Consider the following 19,123-nt stretch of genomic DNA (forward strand, 5'->3'; position numbering starts at 1 on the left):
TGGCTCCTTAGGGTGCCCGCCAGGGGATGTTGCGCCAGGGGCTCGCCGGGTCGGTGACCAGGGTGAGGTGGGTGGCCAGCACGCCCGTGTACCACTCGCCGAACTCCTCCTCGTCGAAGTGCAGGCAGCGCCCCAGGGCGTACCCGGCGGAGAACTCCTCCCAGGAGCGGTACGTGGCCCTCGCCGCCTCTGAGGCGCGCAGTACGCCGTGTTCCGCGTCGGCGAGTGTTCCGTAGCGGGTCCCGAGGCCCCAACGGGCCATCTGCGAGGCCCGGCCCTGGTCCCAGCCCTCCACGGAGCGGACCCAGCCGTCCTCGGGCAGCAGCCCGTCGGCACGGAAGCGCTGCTCGTAGCGGGCGATCCGGCCGATCAGCCGCTGCACGCCCGCCACCTCGCCCTCCACCTCGGCGGTGGGGCGGGGCGCGGCGACGGTGACCCCGTCGGGGGTGAGCTGCGGCTCGGCGGCCCGTTCGGCGCTGCGGCGCAGGGTGGAGGCGGCGGCGTGCCGCCAGTGCTCCACGTCCACGGGGCCGGCGAAGTCGGAGGCGAGCACGCGGCGCACGCGCAGGGCGAACTCCCAGACGGGGCTGACCATCTCGGTGGCCAGCAGGCGGCGCAGCGTGTCGTGCCATTCGGTGGCGCCGGTGATGCCCCAGCCCTTGCGCAGCCGTTCGCGCTCTCGGGTGTATCCGTTGCCGTGGTAGGCCAGTGCGTTCCAGAACTCCCCGTTGGAGACGGCGAGATGGGCTCCGACGGCGACCCCGTGCGCGACCGGCCCGTGCAGCGGGCCGCCGACGTGCAGGGAGTGCACGGCTCCGGGGGCGAGGCCCCAGACCGGGGCCACGGCGTCCCAGTGGGCGCGCCAGCGGGCGAGGTCGGCGGGCGTGGTCGTGAGGTAGGCCTCGGAGGGGGTGCCGGGGTTCACGGCGAGGTGCGGGGGGTCGGCGGAGTCCCATGCGTTCGCGAACCAGGCGAGTGACCTGGGCAGGTACACGGTGTGCGGGTCGGGGACCGGCAGCATGCCGCGGGTGTGGACGACGAGGCAGCGCCGGTCGGGGGTGGGGTGGAAGCGGGCCGTCGTGGGCTCGGCGTCGACCTGCGCCCGGGACTGCGGCAGGAACAGCTCGCTGCGTGCGAGGGCGTCGAGGTACCCCGGCCAGTCCCCGCGCGCCTTGGCCTCGTGCAGCTCGCGCTCGATGGAACTCGGCGCCGTCCACCCATCCATGTGGATCACCCTAACGGGGGATCTCCTGCCCTCAGTGGGCGGCGGCCAGCTCCGCCCACACGGTCTTGCCGACGACCAGGTCCGTGCATCCCCAGTGCGCCGAGAGGGCTTTGACGATGTGCAGCCCGCGCCCGAACTGGTCGTGGTCGGCGAGTGCCGCTCGCGGTTCGGGGCGGCGCTCTCCTTTCGGATCGGTGACCTCGATGCGGAGCACTGCTCCGGTGAGGCGGACCTCGACCCGGAAGTACCGGTCCCAGACGGAGCCGTGCAGCAGCGCGTTGGTGGTGAGCTCGCTGGTCAGCAGCGCAGCGTCCGCCGCCAGCTCGGGCCGCCCCCACGCCACGGCGAGCCAGGCGGTGTGCCGGCGGGCGGTGGGTACGGAGTCCTGGCGGGGCGGGTAGTTCCGTACGTCGTGACGGTCCATGGTGCTGCACCTCCGGTACGGGCGGTGTCATGCCGGTGCCGTCCCGTGGACAGGCCGGTGCGCTTCCGCCAACTGACTCTGTGCGGTGAGTAGTTCGCTCGGCACTGACGGTAGGGACGACACCTCTGGGGCACAAGCCGTTCGGGGATTATGTTCCCTGAATGGGTGACGGTGTCGACTTCCGCCGGAGGATGGCGCGAGACTGGCGCGGTGAACCGTGGAATGCGAGAACCCGAGGGCAACCGGGTGTCAACGGTGTTGGGCCGCAGGTTGGGTGGCGAGCTGTCCAAGCTGCGCGCAGCGGCGGGCAGAACCCAGGCTCAGGCGGCCGGGGAGATCACCGCGACGCCGACGAAGGTCCAGAAGATGGAGAGCGGCTGGGTGCCCATGCGCGACCCGGACATCCGCGTGCTGTGCGAGTTCTACGGAGTGACCGACGCGGAGTTCGTGAGCGGACTGCTGGACTTGGCCCGTCTGGACCGTGAACGCCGGAAGGTCAAGGGCTGGTGGCACCACGTCCCCCAGGTGGGCGGTCTCGGCGAGTACGTGGCGATGGAAGAGGTGGCGACCTACATCCGCACGTGGCAACTGGCGTTGGTGCCAGGGCTCCTGCAGACCGCGGACTATGTGCGGGCTCTCGGTGTCACATCCGACTGGACGAACCCCGACGAGATCGAGGTGCTGGTGCAGTCGAGGCTGAAGCGGCAAGCACGCCTCTGGGGTGAGAAGCCGGCGGGGTTCCACGCGGTGCTCTGGGAGGCTGCGCTGCGTCAGCAGATCGGTGGCCCCGACGTCATGCGCGCACAACTCGACCACCTCGTGGAGATGGCAAGACAGCCCCACGTCCACGTCCAGGTGCTGCCCTTCCGAGCAGGGGCGCACCATGCCGCCGGCGGCGCGTTCAACGTCCTGTCGTTCGCCGAACCCGGGGCCCTGGACGTGGGCTATGCCGAGGGCATCGCGTCTACTGTGTGGGCAGAGGGGGCGGAAGCCAGCGAGAAGTACACCCGGACGTTCGAGCGCCTGACACGCATGAGTCTCGCTCCGCAGGCTTCCATCGACCTGATCGAAGCGATCAGTAAAGGTACGTAGTCACGTGAAGAACTTCGAGTTCAAGAAGTCCAGTTACAGCGAAGGCCAGACCGATTCGGAGTGCGTCGAGGTGGCGACCAACGTGGTCGGAACCGTCGCCGTCCGGGACAGCAAGCAGGCGGACGGGCCCGTCATCCGGGTCACCGCCACCGCGTGGGCCGACTTCGCGGCGACTCAGGCGGGATGATGATCCGCACCGATCGGCTGACGCTGCTGCCGCTGGAGGCCTCGCACGCCGGGGAGATGGCCGCCGTGCTCGGGGACCCAGAGCTGCACGGCTTCATCGGCGGGGCCCCGCTCACCGTGTCGGAGCTGCACGCCCGCTATGAACGACTGGTCGCCGGTTCGCCGGACCCCGCCGTCTCCTGGTGCAACTGGGTGGTCCGGCTCGACGCCGAGAACTGCCTGACCGGCACGGTCCAGGCGACCGTGTTCGGGGAGGCCGCCGAGATCGCCTGGGTCGTCGGTACGGCCTGGCAGCGCCGCGGCATCGCCACCGAGGCGACCCGGGCGATGGTCGAATGGCTCGGGGCGCAGGCCGGGGTGCGCTCGGTCATCGCGCATGTGCATCCCGACCACACCGCATCCGCGGCCGTCGCCACACGGGTCGGACTCGCCGCCACGGACCGGGTCGAGGACGGCGAGATCCGCTGGGAGGGACCCGTCTGACGGGGCATCGCCCGAGGGTGACGGCGTAGACGCAGGTCAAGGGCGTACGTAGGCCGGTTGCGCGGCGTGTCCGCGCGGGCCGTGCGGGGGCTCGGGTTGCGGGGGCTGACGGGGTGTCGGTGAGTGGGCTGGGACACGTCCCATGTCCCGTCCCACGTCACGCCACGCCCCGGCACGTCCCATGCCGCGGCTCCTCGACAGGAGAGATCCGTTGCACCGCATCACGCGCTACACCCTTCCCGCCGCCCTCTGCCTGACCCTGCTGACCGCGTCCCCCGGTCTGGCGTCGGCGGCGGCGGAGTCGTCCGCGAAGCCGCAGGCCGCCGCGTTCGTGGCGGCCGCGCCGGCCGGGAAGGCCATCCCCGGTACGGAGGCCCTGCTCGCGCAGGTGCAGTCGTTGGGCGGGGTCGGCGGGCTGCTCAAACCCGTCACCGATCTGCTGGCGGCCGTCCTGAAGTCCCCCGACGGCAAGATCCCGGACGCGGACCTGGCTGCCTTCAAGGAGAAGATCGACGCCGCGATCGCCGAGCTGAAGAAGAGCCTGCCCGCCGCCCCGGCCCTCCCGGTACCGCTCCCGCCGGTGGACGCCCCGAAGCTGCCGGTGGACCCGCCGAAGCTCCCGGTGGAGGCCCCCAAGCTGCCCGTTGAGGCTCCGAAGCCGCCGGTGGACGCTCCGAAGCTCCCTGCTGAGGCCCCGGCGCTGCCCGTCGAGGCTCCGAAGCTGCCGGTCGACGCGCCGAAGCTGCCGGTGGCGGCGCCTGCGCTGCCCGTGGCGCTCACCGTCTCCGTCCACAAGGCCAAGCCCGCCGCCGGTCCGCTCGACCTGGCCACCGGTGCCATCGACAAGCTCAAGGGCTCCGTCGACGGCCTCACCAAGGCCGCCGGCCCCTGCGGTTGCTCCACCGACGCCAAGGCCAAGGCCACGGACGTGGTGACCGACCTGGTCGCGGCCCTGGTCGCCCTGCTCACCGGCCTCGGCCTCCCGGGCCTGCCCCCGCTCCCGGTCCCGGCCCCGCCGCTCCCGGTCCCGCTGCCCGTCCAGTAGCGAAGCCGCCGTACCCCCGGCCCTGGCGCTGCCCGCCCACCAGCGGCAGCGCCCCGCCGGGCGCCCGGGGTTGAGCACGCCCCACCCTGCCCTGACGCTGCCCACCCGTGGCGGCTGCGCCTCCGGCCCGGTACTGCTGGTGGAGCGCGGCACGCGTCCGCCCTGACACTGCCCACCCTTGGCGGCTGCGCGCCTCCGCCCCGGTGTTGCCGGAAGAGCGCGCCTGCGCCTCGGTCAGCACCCGTCACTTGGCCCGTGAGCGGCTCAGTTGACCCGGCTGTGCTCAGGGCGCGGCAGCAGTGGTTGGCCTATAGGGGCCACGAGCGTGCTAGTTTGTGAGCGATCGTTCAACTACGGGGAGGGTTGATGGGCCGCAAGCAGGTCTGGGACCAGGACGAAGTGCTGGCCTCCGCCATGCGCCTGTTCCGTCGTCGTGGATACCTCGGCGCCTCGCTGCGCGACCTCGAAGAGGCGACCGGAATGCACCCGGGCAGCCTGTACCGGGCGTTCCACAGCAAGGAAGGCCTGTTCAGTGCCGCGCTGGACGCCTACAACGAGCGTGTGGTGGAGGGCCGGGTCCGCGTCCATCTGCGGGATGCGGAGGACCCCGTGGCCGGCATCCGCTCGTTCTTCACCTCGGCGTTCGACACCGGCATCGGCCCCGAACCCGATCCGGGGTGCCTGCTCACCAACAGCGCGGTGGAGTCGTTCACCGTTCCGCAGGCGACGCCGGGCGTGCGCCGGGGGCTGGAGACGATCGAGTCCGGCTTCGCCGACGCGCTGACGCGCGCCCGTGCCCAGCGGCTACTGCCCCCGGAACTCGACGTCGAGGAGTCAGCCGCCCAGCTCCTGGCGCTCTACCAGGGACTGCTGGTGCTCGTCCGGTCCGGTACGGCCGCCGCCAAACTGCACACCATCACCGACGGAGCCCTGGCATCGATCGGCGCCAGGCGAGCCAAGACAGCCGAGCAAGCCAACGAAGAGGAACATCGATGAGTGACCAACAGCAGCTCTGGGACGACTACGCCGCGTGCTGGTCGGCCGACCCCTCGATACGGCTCACCGCGCTCGGCGCGGTCGCGGTCGACGACGTCACCTACCGGGACCCGGGGACCGAGGTCGGCGGCCTGGCCGAACTGGACGCGTACATGGACGGCTTCGCCGGGGCGTTTCCCGGACACCGCTTCCGCATCGACGAGGTCCTCGACCACCACGACCGGTCACTGGCCCGCTGGACCCAGGTCGGCCCGGACGGTGAGACCTTCATGACGGGCGTGAGCAGCGCGGTGCACCGCGACGGCCTGCTCGCCGACGTGACCGGATTCTTCCTCCCCGCCTGACGACTCCGGCCGGACCGCCCGCCGGACCCTGGCGGCCGACGGCCAGCAGCAGCAGCGACCCGCACCCCGGGGCTCCCGTTCACCAAGCGGCCAGCGCCCCTCGTGCCGCCGCGCGACCGTGCGGACCCCCTTGACGCGCCCTCCGGGCAGGGGGACGCTCCCGGGGCTCGGATCCGTACGGTGCGTTGGGGGGCCGGAATGCCGGAGCAGTCGGAGGGGCGTGTCCAGACCGCGGGGGAGCTGCGGGCCCTGCTCGCGGCGCGCGGGGCGCGGTGGTCCGTGAGCGAGCACCTCGCCGACGGGGACCCCGTGCCGAGGCCCGCCCTCGGCCTGGGTACGAGCACGGCGGCGGCAGCGGAGCTGACCCCCGCCGGGGCCGCGCCGCCGGTGGACCTGCGGAGCCTCGTGGGCCGGGTCAGCGGCAATCCGCACCTCACCCGGCGCAGGGCGGCGCACGGCCTGCTCCCCGGAACCCACCCCCTCGCCGCCGCGCGCCCCTCCGCCGTGGACTGGCGGAGCCGGTGGGGGTGGCCCTGGCTCACCAAGGTGAAGGACCAGAACCCGTGCAGCGCCTGCTGGGCGTTCGGGGCGGCGGGCCTGGTGGAGTCGATGGCCCGCATCGAGCACCACGTGTGGGCCGAGCGGTCCGAGGGGGACGTGCACGAGGGGATGAAGTCCCCCTGCGGGCAGACGGGCAGCCCCGAGGCCGCCCTCGACTGGATCCGGACCAACGGCGGACTCGCGGACCCGGGCTGCCGGCCGTACTCGCCGCCGCCGCCCGGCACACCCGTCGACCGCCGGGAGGCCTGGCGGGCCGAGTGCACCCCGAGCTGGGACCGCTCCGGCCGGACCGTCCGCATCACCGGGGGGCACGTGCTGCTCGGCGACGTGGAGCAGCAGAAGGTGTGGCTGGACACGGTGGGCCCGCTGACGGCCTGCTTCGACGTGTACGAGGACTTCTTCGGCCTCGGCTCCGGCGTCTACCACCGCACCAGCGACCACCTGGCGGGCGGCCACTGCGTGCTGATCACCGGCTACGACGACGCGGCCGGCTGCTGGCTGTTCAAGAACTCCTGGGGGACCGGCCACCACGTGGGCGGCTACGGCCGGATCGCGTACGGCGAGGCGCGGATCGACGACTGGGCGAAGTGCGGGCTGCAGGACACCAACATCGACCCGTGGAGCAAGCGCCGCCTGCACACCGGCAACGTCTACGAGAGCGGCAACGGCCGCGCCCACCGCAACTTCGAGTTGGCGGCGCTCGGCGGAGCCGGCGGGGGCTCCCTGAGCCACTGGTGGCGCGAGGGCGACGCCCCCTTCGCCTGGATCCGCGCCCAGAGCTTCGCGTCCGACGCCTCCGGCCAGCCCGCCTTCACGGGGACCACGTACAACCGGAACATGGAGTCCCTGCACGTCACCACTGGCGGCCGGCTCCGCCACTGGTACTACGAGCACTTCGTCGGCGCCTGGCGCGACGGCGGCGCCTTCGGCCCCGGCGACGCGGCGGTCGGCTCGACCCCGGCCTTCATCCAGAGCGACTACGGGGCGCCCGGCAACTTCGAGGTGGTCGTCCGCACCGCCGACGGCCGCCTGAACCACTGGTGGCGGATCAACGGCGCCCCCTGGACCTGGAACGACGGCGGCCGCTTCGCCTCCGGCATCGCGCACTTCGGCCCGGCCCTGGTCCAGACCCGCTCCCGCCACCTCGACCTGGTCGCCACCCGCGCCGACGGCCGGATGCAGCTGTGGTGGCGCGACGACCCGAACGGGTTCGTCTGGCGCCCCGGCGAGATCTTCGGCTCCGGCATCACCTCCGCGCCCTGCCTGATCGAGGGGCAGCACGGGGCGGCCGACGAGGACACCGCCGGGAACTACGAGCTGTGCGTGACGGGCGGCGGCGGCCGCGTCGAGCACTGGTGGCGCGGCAACGCGGGCGGCGCCCCCTGGCGGCGCTCGGCCGTCTTCGGCCACGACGTGCTGGCGGTCACCGGGATGCTCCAGGGCAGCTTCGGGTTCAACCTGGAGGTGATCGTCCTGCGCACCGACCGCCTGCTCCAGCACTACTGGCGCGACGGCTCCGGCTGGCACGAGGGGGCGGTGATCGGCCCGGCCTAGGCAGGGTCCACATCGTGACGGTCCGCATCGTGACGGTCTACATCGTGACGGTCTACATCGTGACGGTCCGCATGGTGGACGGGCCCCGGGTTGCACCTCTGTTGTATCTATGCTGTGCGCATGCCACCCGCCCGTACCGCCGGTACCACCGTGACCGCTGCCGAACGCGTCTACCAGCACGTCAAGCAGGCCGTGCTCGACCGCCGCTACGAGGGCGGGGTGCTGCTGACCGAGGGCGAGCTCGCGGTCGCCGTCGGGGTCTCGCGGACGCCGGTCCGCGAGGCGCTGCTGCGGCTGGAGACCGAGGGACTGCTGAAGCTGTACCCGAAGAAGGGCGCCCTCGTCCTCGCGGTCTCCGCCCAGGAGATCGCCGACGTGATCGAAACCCGGCTGCTGGTCGAGGAGTTCACCGTCCGGCAGGCCGTGCCCGCCCCGGCCGGGCTGCTGGAGCGGCTCGCGGAACTGGTCGAGGAGCAGCGCCGGCTCGGTGACGCGGGCGAGCTCGGGGCGATGATGGCCGCCGACCGGGCCTTCCACGCGGAGATCGTGCGCAGCGCCGGCAACCAGATCCTCTGCCGCCTCTACGACCAACTGCGCGACCGCCAGCTCCGCATGGGCGTGGCCCTGCTGCACGCGCACCCCGAGCGGGTGGAGCGGACGCTGGCCGAGCACCGGGAGATCCTCGACGCCCTGCGCGCGGGTGACGCCGACACGGCCGCCGCGGCGGTACGGGCCCACGTGAGCCGGGTCGGGGAACTGGTGCGGGGGTCCGCCCGATGAGCTCCGCGTCCATCGCCGCCCCCGGGACAACGGTCTTCAAGGACCCGCCGGGCGGCCGCAAGGCGGTGTTCGTCTGGTCGATCGGCGTCGCCGTCTACTTCGTTGCGGTCATCTTCCGCACCAGCCTCGGCGTCGCCGGGCTGGAGGCCGCCGACCGCTTCCACGTGAACGCCTCGGCGCTGTCCACCTTCGCCCTGCTCCAGCTCATGGTCTACGCGGGCATGCAGATACCCGTCGGCCTGATGGTGGACCGGCTCGGCACCAAGAAGGTGCTCACCCTCGGCGCCGTGCTCTTCACCGCCGGCCAGATCGGCTTCGCGCTCTCCCCCTCCTACGGGATGGCGCTGGCGGCCCGCGCCCTGCTGGGCTGCGGTGACGCCCTGACCTTCATCTCCGTGCTGCGGCTCGGCACCCGCTGGTTCCCGGCCCGCCGGGGCCCGCTGATGGCGCAGCTGGCCGGCCTGGTCGGGATGGCGGGCAACCTGATCTCCACGCTGGTGCTGGCTCCCGTGCTGCACGGGGTCGGCTGGGTGCCGGCGTTCGCGGGCAGCGCGGTGGCGGGGCTGGTCGTCCTGGTCCCGCTCGTGCTGTTCCTGCGTGACCACCCGGAGGGGCACGAGCCCGTACCCCCGGCTGCCTCCGGCGCGGGTGGATTCGTACGGCGCCAGATCGCCGACTCCTGGCGGGAGCCGGGCACCAAGCTCGGCCTGTGGGTGCACTTCACGACGCAGTTCCCGGCGATGGTGTTCCTGCTGCTGTGGGGGATGCCCTTCCTCGTCGAGGCCCAGGGGCTCTCGCGGACCACCGCGGGCAGGCTGCTCACGCTGGTGGTCGCCTCGAACATGGCGCTCGGCCTGGTCTACGGCCAGATCGTCGGCCGGAGGCAGTCCTCCAGGATCCCGCTCGCCCTGGGCACGGTCGCCCTCACCGCACTGCTGTGGGGCTCGGTCCTGGCCTATCCGGGGGACCACGCGCCGATGTGGCTGCTGATCGCGCTCTGCCTGGTGCTGGGCACGTGCGGGCCCGCGTCGATGATCGGCTTCGACTTCGCCCGGCCCGCCAACCCGGCGGAACGTCAGGGCACCGCCTCCGGAATCACCAACATGGGCGGTTTCATCGCCTCGATGACGACCCTGCTGGTGGTGGGCCTTCTCCTCGACGCCACCGGGGACAACTACCGCATCGCGTTCTCGTCGGTCTTCGTCCTGGAACTCCTGGGCATCGCCCAGATCCTGCGCCTGCGCGGCCGCGCCCTGGCCCGCGAACACGAGCGGGTGGAAGCAGTGGGCATCGCCCCGGTCACTCCGCCGGCCCCGGTTCCGGCCGCCACCGCCGTGGCAGCCGCCGGGGCCGGCACCCCCGTCGGCACCCCTGCCGACCCGCGGCCGGCCCGGTGACATCCGGTGCCGGCCCGGCTTGCGCGTAGGCCCCGTACCGAGGAGGACGGGTCCGGGTGGGACAGACCCCCGTCCTTTCCCACCCATCCGCCCGTCCACTCCGCGGAGTCGGGTTCCGGCCAACGCCTGCCGAGCCTACGAGGGCTCCGCGCGGCCGCGTGTGCACTGCGCGCAGGGAGCGTTGACAATCCGCGCAACGGGTTTGACGGCCGGCTAGGCGGTGGCGCCGGCCGGGGCGTCGGTTGCGGCAGCCGCAGCGGCACCGGCCGCGGCACCCGCAGCGGCCTCCTCCACCACCGCGCGGCGGAACTCGCTGGGGCTGGCCCCGTACGTATCGCGGAACAGCCGGCTGAACACCGAGGCGTTGGTGAATCCCCAGCGCAGGGCCACGGTGTGGACGGGGACGGCCGGCTGCCCGGGATCGGCGAGGTCCTCGCGGCAGCGCTCCAGCCGGCGCCGGCGGATCGTGGCCGCGACGCTCTCCCCGCGCTCCCGGAAGAGCAGCTGGAGCCGGCGCAGCGACACGCTGTGCCGGTCGGCGACCAGGGACGGGCTCAGCTCGGGATCGCCGAGGTTGTGCCCGATGAAGGTGTCGATCCGGGCCAGCAGCGCCCGGGTCCGGCTCTCCTCGGACAGCTCGTCCTCGGCGCCGATCCGCTCGGCGAGGCAGGCTCCGGCCAGGTCGAGGGCGACGGAGCCCAACTGCTCCAGCTCGGCGGGCGCGCACTCCTCCCCGTGCGCGGCCAGGGATCGCATGTACTGCGCGAGGATCGCCCCGATGCCCCGGTCGGCGGGGATCCGCTCGGCGAGCACCCGGTCCACCCGGTCCGGCCGCAGCGGGAGCGCGGTGCGGGGGAGCGAGAGGATCACGGCCCGGACCGGCTCGGTGCCCGGGACGCCCGACTCGAAGGGGTGCGAGGTGTCCCACAGCACCAGGTCCCCCGAGAAGGGCCCCGAGTCGTGCCGGTTCTGCGCGATCCACATGGACCCGCTGGTCACCAGCCCCAACTGGTACTGCTCGGGGTCGCTGCTGCGGACGTGCGCCGCCGTGCGCCGGGCGCGCAGCGGGGCGTAGCCGAACTGCGACACCTGCACGGAGCCCAGGTCGAGCACGGCGGCCTCCGCCTGGAAGTCGCCCGCGTGCTCACTCCTGATCGACGTGGACACCAGCTGCTGTGCCACCACGTCGGAAAACCAATCGAACCGGTCCGCTGCCGGTACGGCAGCGGACGAAATCACCGACCACACCAGGGGCTCTCCGGCCTACGGAGTCACGGAGAAGTTGGCCAGGATGGCCTCGGCCAGCGCCGGGTCACCCTCCACCTTCACCCGGTCGGCCACGGTGTGCGGACGCACCCGGCCGGCCGCGAGGCGTACGTACGTCTCCCAGTCCAGGGTCAGCGTCACCGCGGGCCCCAGCGAGGGCGCCTTGTCGATGGTGCCGCGGCCCTCCGCGTCGACCCGTACGGTCCGCATGAACTCCAGCGCCCCGTGCACGTCGATGATCACGGCCGAGCTCGTGGGCGCGCCCGCCTTCTTCGCGACCACCTTCGGCAGCCCGGCGAGCAGGACGTCCCGGGCCACGTAGGCCCCCGGCGAGTCCCAGTTCCCGGGTGCGCCCAGGGCCGCCCGCAGGTCCTGCTCGTGGATCCACACGTCGAACGCGCGCAGCCGCAGCGAGTGCTCCAGCGTCGCCGGCTCGCCCAGCGGGCCGCGGATCATCGTGTCCGGTTCCCGCTTCTCGTTCCGCAGCTGCCGGGAGCGGCGGATGATCGTGTACTCCAGCTCGGAGGTCATCTCGGGCGCGGTGTGGTGCCGCCGCACGTCGACCTGCACTTCCATGTACCGGGAGAACTCGTCGACCACGTGCCGCAGGTCCCGCGGCAGGGTGTGGATCGGCCGCGGGTCGCCCAGCTGCTCGCACTCGATGCCGATGACGTGGGACACGACATCGCGCACGGACCAGTTCGGGCAGGGCGTCGCCCGGCTCCACTCGCCTTCCGTCAACGGAAGGACCAGCTCGGATATCGCCTCGATGGAGTGGGTCCACGCGTCGGCATAGGGCTGAAGGCTGGGATGCGGATGGACGGTCAACGGGACCCCTCGCGTGCTGTTCATTGGCCTGTTGGGCGCGTTGGCGCTTTGGCGCGTTCTGGAAGCTTGTGCAATGGCTTCAAAACTACGCTGCCGGTGAGCACCCCGGCAGTGCTTTCGTGTGACGATCGTAGGCCCGAGTTGACGGCTTGAAAGCCAGGACGGTGGTACTGTGCGCGCTTCCCTGATCCAAATCGCGGTGAATGAGGGGGAGTCGGTGGTTTCCCGCCGCTCCCGGGCCACTGACCTCGTGCGCGAACAGTCCGGCTCGGACCTCGTCGTCCTGCCCGAACTGTGGACTGTGGGCGCCTTCGCCTACGAGCAGTTCGAGACAGAGTCCGAGCCGCTGGACGGGCCGACCTACGGGGCCATGTCCGCGGCCGCCCGCGACGCCGGGGTCTGGCTGCACGCCGGCTCCTTCGTGGAGCGCGCGGGCGACGGCTCCCTCTACAACACCGCGCTCGTCCTCTCCCCGACGGGCGAGCTCGCCGCCACGTACCGCAAGATCCACCGCTTCGGCTTCGACCAGGGCGAGGCCGTCCTGATGTCCGCGGGCGAGTCCCTGACCACGGTCGCCCTGCCGGAGCAGACCCTCGGCCTGGCCACCTGCTACGACCTGCGCTTCCCGGAGCTGTTCCGCGGCCTGGTCGACGCCGGGGCGACGACGCTGGTCGTCTCCGCGGGCTGGCCGGCCCGCCGCCGGGGCCACTGGACGCTGCTGAACCGGGCCCGCGCCGTCGAGGACCAGTCGTACGTCCTCGCGTGCGGCACGGCAGGCACCAACGGGGGCGTGGAACAGGCCGGCCACAGCCTGGTCGTGGACCCGTGGGGCGAGGTCCTCGCGGAGGCGGGCCCGGGGGAGGAGGTCCTGACGGTGGACCTCGACCCGAAGAAGGTCGCCGAGACCCGCGAGCAGTTCCCGGCCCTGAAGGACCGCCGCCTCGGCCTCTGAGCCCCCCGAAGGGCCCACGGCACGTGCGCGGCGACGGCGGTGCTTTACTCGACGAGAGCCCTCGGGGGACGAGGACACGGACGGGGTACGGGGCATGACGGACGGGACGACGGACCCGGAAGCGGGACCGGTGGCGGACCCGTCGGCGGGACCGGTGGCGACGATTTCGGCGGGCGCAGAACCGGCGGAACCAGTCCCGGCGGAACGGGTCCACTGGCTCCAGCGCTCGATGGCGGGCCTCGCCACCCTCTCCACCGCCGCCGTGGCGGTCTGGGCGATGTCGTTCCCGCTCGGTGTGGTCATGCTCTTCCCCCTCATCGCCTTCAGCTGGACCCTCTTCGTCCGGGGTCGCGAAGACTTCCGTGTCCTGTGCCTCGGTGTCGGTGTGGGCGGGATCGTCCTCGGGATCCTGCTGGGCATCTTCGGAATGTTCCCGGTCATCGCGCCGGCGACCGTGCTGCTGCTGGCCCGCTCGGCCGATCCGCGCCGCCGCCCGGTCCTCGCCCGCGTGTACGCCGGCATCGCCGTGCTGGTGACCGCGGCGGTGCTGACCGTCGCCGGCTGGCTGGCGTCCGAGGCCTGGCTGCGGCCCTCGTACTCCTACTCCGTGGACATCCCCGGCTCCCTGTACGGCGAGGACGGCCTCGCCGAGGCGGGCCTCGGGCTGTACGGAGTGACGGGCATCAACGAGTCGTTCCTCGATTCCGGGACCCGCCTGAAGGTCACGTACGACGAGAGCCTCACCGAACCCGAGCGCGCCGCCCTGCGCGAGGCCCTGACGGCCATCCCCGGCGCAGGCCCGCTCCGGGACTGCAGCCGCGGCGAGTGCGACTGAGCGGGCCCCGCCTGATCCGAAAGACACGCCCTACGGCTCGCCCGGGCCTTCCCGCTCCTTCTCCGCCATCCGGATCACGCACACCGCGACGGCGATGAGCAGCGAGGCGTCGGCGTCCTCGCGGACCACGTCGACGGCGTACGTCTCGCGGATCCGGTACCACTGGCGGGAGATCAGCGCGAGCAGTTCCCCCTCGTACTCGACCTTGAACTCCCGGTCCAGGATCCGCCCGCTGACATCGAGCTCGGTGCCCTCGTTGAGCACCACCGAGTAGTGGTTGCGCAGCAGCGAGAACCGCTTCTTGCGGATCACCGCGAGCCGCCGCTCGTCGCGCTCCAGCGTCATCGCGTCGCGCAGGGCGAAGAGCTTCTCCCGCAGCGTGATGAGGATCCGCCCGTCGGGATCCTTCAACTCCAGGGTGTCCCGGAACCGCAGGGCCTTGCCGTCGACGAGGAAGGCGTGCCGGCCGTCCTCGTCCTCGATCCAGTAGTCGTCCCCGATGGCCAGCATTTTGTCCCGTACCAGGTATTTCACGCCCTCATCGCTGCCCGCGATAGGTTCCGGTCATGCCACTCCTCTACGTGACCGACCTGGCGTACCCGGCGCGCGGCCGCCGCTACGGCGACGAGGACGTCTTCCTCACCGCACGCCTGCGACAGCACTTCCCCCTCGCCCTGTGCCACCCCCTGGACGCGGAGGCCCTGCTCCCTGCCTTCGACACGGTCATCGTCCGCAACAGCGGCCCGGTCATCCACCACCAGGAGGCCTACGACTCCTTCCGCGCGGCCGCCCTCGCCGCCGGCGTCCGCGTCTACAACCCCCTGACGGGCCGCGGCGACATGGCGGGCAAGCAGTACCTCGTCGACCTCACCGCCTCCGGCCACCCGGTCATCCCCACGATCGACGACCCGGCGCACCTCCCGCTCCTCCCCGCGTCCCCCTCGTACGCGGTGAAGCCGAAGCAGGGCGCCGACTCGATAGGCCTGACCTTCACCCCGCACCCGGACTGCGCCCCGGGGGAGTTCCTGATCCAGCCGCGCATCGACTTCTCCTACGAAGTCTCCTTCTACTTCGTGGACGACACCTTCCAATACGCCCTGTACGCGCCCGACCCGGCCCGCCGCTGGGAACTGGTCCCCTACGAGCCCACCCCCGTGGACCTCTCCTTCGCGCGCACCTTCATCGACTGGAACACCCTCACCCACGGCATCCAGCGCGTGGACGCCTGCCGTGCGCCCTCGGGCGAGCTCCTCCTGGTCGAACTGGAGGACCTCAACCCGTACCTCTCCCTGGACCTCCTCCCGCCGGAGACCCAGGACGCCTTCATCGCCTCCCTCGTCCGCTCCCTCCGCGACTTCGGAGCCTGACGCCGTCCCGCGGGAGAGCCGGCTAGCCGGCAGGCGTTCCCGCCGGGCTTGCCGGGCTTGCCGGGCCTGCCGAGCCCGCCGAGGCGTCTTCCATCGTCCTGCGCAGCAGGGCGACGGTGGACGCCAGCCGCTCCAGCGAGCCGGCCGCCGTCAGCGGCCCGGCGAGCCAGGAGCGCAGGCCGTCCTCGAAGGTGGGCGTGGCAGCGGCCAGCAGCGCGTCCCCCTCGGGGGTCAGCTCCAGCAGGGACGAGCGGCGGTTGCTGGGATTGGGACGCCGGACCACCCAGCCGGCGGCCTCCAGGCGGTCCACCCCCTTGCTGGTCGCCCCGACGGTGATGGCGGCCTCCTCGGCCAGGTCGTTGACCCGGCAGCCGTCCCGGCCGTCGATGATGCGCAGGAACTCGTACTGGCCCATCGTCAGGCCGTGCTCGGCGCGCAGCCGTTCGCCCAGCGCGTTGTAGAGCCTGGTCTCGTACCGGACGAGGTCCGTGAACACCTGTGCGAGGTCGGCCATTCTTCTGCTCCAGTTTCGCGGGAATGATATTCCTAGGAATATAGTTCCTAGTGAAGAACAGCGCTTCATCTGGAGGATCGCATGAGCAAGGCGCAGCGCGCGGCAGTCGACGCACTGATGCGGCAGTCCCCGTTCGACGGCAGCCTCCCGCCGGAGCAGCTCCGCAAGGACTTCGAGACCCAGATGACCTCGGGCCCGGCCCCGGCCGGGGTGACCGTCACCCCCTCCGTCCTCGGCGGCCGTCCTGCCCTGACGGTCGAGCCCATCGAGCCCGTCGAACCCGAGGGCGGCCCCGCCACCGGGGCGACCACCGGGACGATCCTCTACTTCCACGGCGGAGGCTGGGTCTTCGGCTCACCCGACACGGCCCTGCACCTCACCGCCGCGCTGGTGCGCCGCACCGGAGTCCGCGCCGTCTCGGTCGACTACCGCCTCGCCCCCGAGCACCCCTTCCCCGCCGCCGTCGAGGACGGCCTCGCCGCCTACCGCGACCTGCTGGACCAGGGCGCCCGGGCCGAGCGGATCGTGCTGGCCGGGGAGTCGGCCGGCGGCGGTATCGGCATCACCACCCTGCTCGCCGCCCGCGAGGCCGGACTGCCGATGCCGGCCGCCGCGGTCGCCTTCTCCCCGGGCCTGGACGCCACCCTCTCGGGCGAGAGCATGACCACGAAGCACGACGCCGACCCGGTCTTCACCCGCGCGGAACTGGCCACCGTCTTCGCCCACCACCTCGCCGGACAGGACCCCGCCCAGCCGCTGCTGAGCCCGGCCGTCCACGCCGACCTGACGGGGCTGCCCCCGCTGCTGCTCCAGGCCGGTTCCAACGAGGTCCTGCTGGACGACTCCACCCGGTTCGCCGTCCGGGCGGCCGCGGCCGGGGTCGACGTCCAGCTCGACGTCACCGCCGACGTCCCCCACGTCTTCCAGGTCTTCGAGGGCCTGCTGGACGAGGCCGACGCGGCCCTGGACCGCGCCGCACGTTTCATCACGGACGCACTGGCCCGCGTCTGAAACCGGGCCTGCCGGCCTAGGCCGTCGCACTCCTCACGTCGCGCCGCCGTGCCACGTAGCGGAGCAGGGCCCAGATCGCCGAGGCGTTGACCAGGGCGCTGACCAGGATCACGGCGCAGAAGCCGAGTCCGGCCCACATCGAGGGGTCGTCGGCCACGGAGGTGTCCGGCGCCACCCAGTCCGCGGGGCGCGCGTCCGACTCCGAGGGGTAGTCCGTGGGCAGCTTCGCGGGCGGCTCGGAGCCCTCGTACCGGGGGTCGAAGGCCGCGTCCGAGTCCAGGGCGTCCGGCGCGGGCACGAGGGACATCAGCAGCACGAAGCTGACCGGCGCCGTGGCCAGGATCGGGAAGACCGCGAACATCCCGCTGTCCCCGTTCCACTGGCCGACCGCGACGTAGACCAGCATCGCGACCACCAGCGCCAGGTACGCACCGGGCACCCACATCTCAGCCTTCGACCAGCGCCGCACCATGACGTTCACCGTTTCCCGTTCTGCGTTCCGCTTCGTTCGTTCTGTTGCCAGTCTCGAAGCTGCCGGGTCCCGCCACCTGAGTACGCCTACTCATCCTGTGCCGCCCTGCGTACCTGGTCAGAGCCGTGCAGGGGGAGGGTGCAGGGGCGTGCGCACGGCCGGCGGGGCCTAGGAGATAACGCTTGGGCCACGGTCGCAGAACGCGTGCAGCAGTCGGGGGGCGGGCTCCGTCAGGTAGGTCGGGGGAGCCAAGGGGGCTTCGGGAGGGATGCAGATGCCAAAGAGGCACGGGCCGGGTGGCCATGCGAACCACTGACGTTCCCGCCTTCACGGCCTTCGTGCAGGCACGGTCCTCGGCACTGTTCAGGACCGCCCTGCTGATCACCGGCGAGCGGCACGTGGCCGACGACCTCGTGCAGTCCACGCTGGAGCAGGTGTGCCGGCACTGGCGCAAGGTCCGCTCCGCCGACGCGCCGGAGGCCTACGCGCGCCGGATCCTGGTGAACCTCGCGAACGACCGCTGGCGCAAGCTGCGCGGCCGTGCGGAGGTCCCCCTGGACGACGGCATCGGGGGCGGGCACGTCGATCCGTACAAAGGGCTCGTGGTCCGCGACGAGTTGATGCGCGAACTGCAGTCCCTGCCGGTCGGCATGCGCACCGTACTGGTGCTGCGGTACTTCGAAGACCTCGACGACGCGGAGATCGGCCGCTTGATGAACATCTCGGCCGGCTCGGTCCGGTCCCAGGTGGCCCGGGGCCTGTCGAAGCTCCGGTCGACCGTCGGTACACAGGCACTGAGCGCGGGTTCGGAAGGGGCGGCATGAAGGACTTCGACCTGGAGGAGGAGCTGGCCGCGGCCATGCTCGACCGGGCACGGCGGGAACCGCCGCGCAGCTACGACGTGGACGGCCTCATCGGGTCGGTACGGCAGCGCCGGCGGCGCCTGCGGACGGGTGCGGCGGCGGCCGCGGTGCTCGTGGCCCTGGGCGCCGGCTTCGTCGTCCAAGAGGGCCGGGACCGCACCTCGGGGCCCGCACCGGCGGCGCCCGCGCCGACTGCCGAGATGCCTCCCTCCCCCTCCCTGCCCGCCCCGCCGCCCCGGCTCGACCCGGCCCGGACGATGAACACCCTGTTCCTCTCCGCCCTGCGCTTCCAGAACCCGGCCACCCGCTCCCAGGTGGATCCGGCCGAGGTGGCGGCGCTGTTCGCCAACGAGCCCACGTACCAACGGATCTGGGGCACCGACTCGCTCGGCGTGACCTGCGGTGCCGAGGTCGACGGCGTGCTGCTGCCGGGGCAGGTCCTGCTGTACCGGGGGACCGAACCGCTCGACCGGACCCCTTCCGTCATCTTCGACGGGACCACGGGGAAGGTGGTCGCCGTGACCTGCGCGACGAATACCGGAGGCGGCAAGGGCGGCGACCCGACGGTGTCCGGTTTCTACGGCGGACTGGTGACGGCCACCAAGTCCGGCGACTCCACGGCACTGGAGACGCTCGGGAAACAGTTCGTGACCGCACACCTGCGGTCCGCCGAGGCCCAGGGCCCGACCGCGGGCACCTGCTCCCACACCGCACCCCCGTTCTGGCTCGCGAGCAACCCCTCGTCCGGAACCCTCACCCACGGATGGACCGTGAACCTGGGCGGAAGCTTCGACTTCCCGATCGAGATCGACGAGAACGCGAAGATCGCCAGATCCTGCGGCGGATGAGCCGCACCACCGGCTGCCGCGGCCGGGGCGCTGCCGGCGCACACACCCTGAAGCCCGTTCTCCTCAGGATGGCAAGCTTG

At 72.2% G+C, this 19,123-nt stretch carries 22 protein-coding genes; 15 read left to right on the forward strand and 7 right to left on the reverse strand.

Features of this window, described 5'->3' with window-relative positions; genetic code table 11:
- Positions 1–7: 7 nt before the first annotated feature.
- The gene (locus AC3IYI_RS21070; RefSeq protein WP_489405228.1) at positions 8–1,225 is read right to left on the reverse strand and encodes a DUF1266 domain-containing protein; all 1,218 of its coding nucleotides are present in this window, start codon (positions 1,223–1,225) and stop codon (positions 8–10) included.
- 31 nt (positions 1,226–1,256) lie between these two features.
- Positions 1,257–1,649 (reverse strand): ATP-binding protein, encoded by a 393-nt coding sequence (locus AC3IYI_RS21075; RefSeq protein WP_489405229.1) that lies wholly within the window; start codon positions 1,647–1,649, stop codon positions 1,257–1,259.
- 165 nt (positions 1,650–1,814) lie between these two features.
- Between AC3IYI_RS21075 and AC3IYI_RS21080 the strand changes: the two genes are divergently transcribed.
- From AC3IYI_RS21080 to AC3IYI_RS21120, 9 genes are all read left to right on the forward strand, one after another.
- On the forward strand, positions 1,815–2,741 hold the full coding sequence (locus AC3IYI_RS21080; RefSeq protein ID WP_489405230.1) for a helix-turn-helix domain-containing protein: 927 nt from the start codon (positions 1,815–1,817) through the stop codon (positions 2,739–2,741).
- 4 nt (positions 2,742–2,745) lie between these two features.
- Entirely contained in the window at positions 2,746–2,928 is a 183-nt protein-coding gene (locus AC3IYI_RS21085; RefSeq protein ID WP_489405231.1) for a DUF397 domain-containing protein, read from the forward strand.
- Positions 2,925–3,410, forward strand: coding sequence for a GNAT family N-acetyltransferase (locus AC3IYI_RS21090; RefSeq protein ID WP_489405232.1), 486 nt, complete (start codon positions 2,925–2,927; stop codon positions 3,408–3,410). The genes AC3IYI_RS21085 and AC3IYI_RS21090 overlap by 4 nt, the downstream gene beginning before the upstream one ends.
- Before the next feature lie 211 nt (positions 3,411–3,621).
- Complete coding sequence (locus AC3IYI_RS21095; RefSeq protein WP_489405233.1) at positions 3,622–4,455, forward strand: hypothetical protein; 834 nt, start codon at positions 3,622–3,624, stop codon at positions 4,453–4,455.
- Between the two features lie 366 nt (positions 4,456–4,821).
- Positions 4,822–5,451 carry a TetR/AcrR family transcriptional regulator gene (locus AC3IYI_RS21100; RefSeq protein ID WP_489405234.1) on the forward strand — a complete coding sequence of 210 codons (630 nt, stop codon included), beginning with the start codon at positions 4,822–4,824 and terminating at the stop codon, positions 5,449–5,451.
- Positions 5,448–5,795, forward strand: a complete 348-nt coding sequence (locus AC3IYI_RS21105; protein WP_489405235.1) for a nuclear transport factor 2 family protein — start codon at positions 5,448–5,450, stop codon at positions 5,793–5,795. The genes AC3IYI_RS21100 and AC3IYI_RS21105 overlap by 4 nt, the downstream gene beginning before the upstream one ends.
- Before the next feature lie 198 nt (positions 5,796–5,993).
- Entirely contained in the window at positions 5,994–7,910 is a 1,917-nt protein-coding gene (locus tag AC3IYI_RS21110; RefSeq protein WP_489405236.1) for a C1 family peptidase, read from the forward strand.
- A 120-nt stretch (positions 7,911–8,030) separates the two neighbouring features.
- On the forward strand, positions 8,031–8,690 hold the full coding sequence (locus tag AC3IYI_RS21115) for a GntR family transcriptional regulator (RefSeq protein WP_489405237.1): 660 nt from the start codon (positions 8,031–8,033) through the stop codon (positions 8,688–8,690).
- Positions 8,687–10,087 carry an MFS transporter gene (locus AC3IYI_RS21120; RefSeq protein WP_489405238.1) on the forward strand — a complete coding sequence of 467 codons (1,401 nt, stop codon included), beginning with the start codon at positions 8,687–8,689 and terminating at the stop codon, positions 10,085–10,087. The genes AC3IYI_RS21115 and AC3IYI_RS21120 overlap by 4 nt, the downstream gene beginning before the upstream one ends.
- A gap of 213 nt (positions 10,088–10,300) precedes the next feature.
- Here the strand turns inward: AC3IYI_RS21120 and AC3IYI_RS21125 are convergent, their stop codons facing one another.
- Both AC3IYI_RS21125 and AC3IYI_RS21130 read right to left on the reverse strand, forming a co-directional pair.
- Positions 10,301–11,272: an AraC-like ligand-binding domain-containing protein gene (locus AC3IYI_RS21125; RefSeq protein WP_489405239.1), complete on the reverse strand. Its 972-nt coding sequence runs from the start codon at positions 11,270–11,272 to the stop codon at positions 10,301–10,303.
- A 78-nt stretch (positions 11,273–11,350) separates the two neighbouring features.
- Positions 11,351–12,181, reverse strand: coding sequence for a maleylpyruvate isomerase family mycothiol-dependent enzyme (locus AC3IYI_RS21130; protein ID WP_489405240.1), 831 nt, complete (start codon positions 12,179–12,181; stop codon positions 11,351–11,353).
- A gap of 172 nt (positions 12,182–12,353) precedes the next feature.
- On the opposite strand from AC3IYI_RS21130, the gene AC3IYI_RS21135 reads away from it, so the two are divergent.
- Together AC3IYI_RS21135 and AC3IYI_RS21140 are read left to right on the forward strand one after the other, a co-directional pair.
- Entirely contained in the window at positions 12,354–13,133 is a 780-nt protein-coding gene (locus AC3IYI_RS21135) for a carbon-nitrogen family hydrolase (RefSeq protein ID WP_489405241.1), read from the forward strand.
- 94 nt (positions 13,134–13,227) lie between these two features.
- Complete coding sequence (locus AC3IYI_RS21140; protein ID WP_489405242.1) at positions 13,228–13,968, forward strand: hypothetical protein; 741 nt, start codon at positions 13,228–13,230, stop codon at positions 13,966–13,968.
- Between the two features lie 30 nt (positions 13,969–13,998).
- On the opposite strand, the gene AC3IYI_RS21145 is transcribed toward AC3IYI_RS21140, so the two are convergent.
- Entirely contained in the window at positions 13,999–14,502 is a 504-nt protein-coding gene (locus tag AC3IYI_RS21145; RefSeq protein WP_489405243.1) for an LURP-one-related/scramblase family protein, read from the reverse strand.
- 32 nt (positions 14,503–14,534) lie between these two features.
- On the opposite strand from AC3IYI_RS21145, the gene AC3IYI_RS21150 reads away from it, so the two are divergent.
- Complete coding sequence (locus tag AC3IYI_RS21150; protein ID WP_489405244.1) at positions 14,535–15,335, forward strand: hypothetical protein; 801 nt, start codon at positions 14,535–14,537, stop codon at positions 15,333–15,335.
- A 22-nt stretch (positions 15,336–15,357) separates the two neighbouring features.
- Here AC3IYI_RS21150 and AC3IYI_RS21155 read toward each other — a convergent pair whose 3' ends face one another.
- Complete coding sequence (locus AC3IYI_RS21155) at positions 15,358–15,849, reverse strand: MarR family winged helix-turn-helix transcriptional regulator (RefSeq protein ID WP_489405245.1); 492 nt, start codon at positions 15,847–15,849, stop codon at positions 15,358–15,360.
- A gap of 81 nt (positions 15,850–15,930) precedes the next feature.
- On the opposite strand from AC3IYI_RS21155, the gene AC3IYI_RS21160 reads away from it, so the two are divergent.
- Positions 15,931–16,860 (forward strand): alpha/beta hydrolase, encoded by a 930-nt coding sequence (locus AC3IYI_RS21160; protein ID WP_489405246.1) that lies wholly within the window; start codon positions 15,931–15,933, stop codon positions 16,858–16,860.
- 16 nt (positions 16,861–16,876) lie between these two features.
- On the opposite strand, the gene AC3IYI_RS21165 is transcribed toward AC3IYI_RS21160, so the two are convergent.
- Positions 16,877–17,332, reverse strand: coding sequence for an SCO4225 family membrane protein (locus AC3IYI_RS21165; RefSeq protein WP_489411604.1), 456 nt, complete (start codon positions 17,330–17,332; stop codon positions 16,877–16,879).
- A 302-nt stretch (positions 17,333–17,634) separates the two neighbouring features.
- On the opposite strand from AC3IYI_RS21165, the gene AC3IYI_RS21170 reads away from it, so the two are divergent.
- Positions 17,635–18,156 (forward strand): SigE family RNA polymerase sigma factor, encoded by a 522-nt coding sequence (locus AC3IYI_RS21170; RefSeq protein WP_489405247.1) that lies wholly within the window; start codon positions 17,635–17,637, stop codon positions 18,154–18,156.
- On the forward strand, positions 18,153–19,043 hold the full coding sequence (locus tag AC3IYI_RS21175; protein WP_489405248.1) for a hypothetical protein: 891 nt from the start codon (positions 18,153–18,155) through the stop codon (positions 19,041–19,043). The genes AC3IYI_RS21170 and AC3IYI_RS21175 overlap by 4 nt, the downstream gene beginning before the upstream one ends.
- Positions 19,044–19,123 lie beyond the last annotated feature (80 nt).

Source organism: Streptomyces sp. GL_148, from assembly GCF_057834205.1.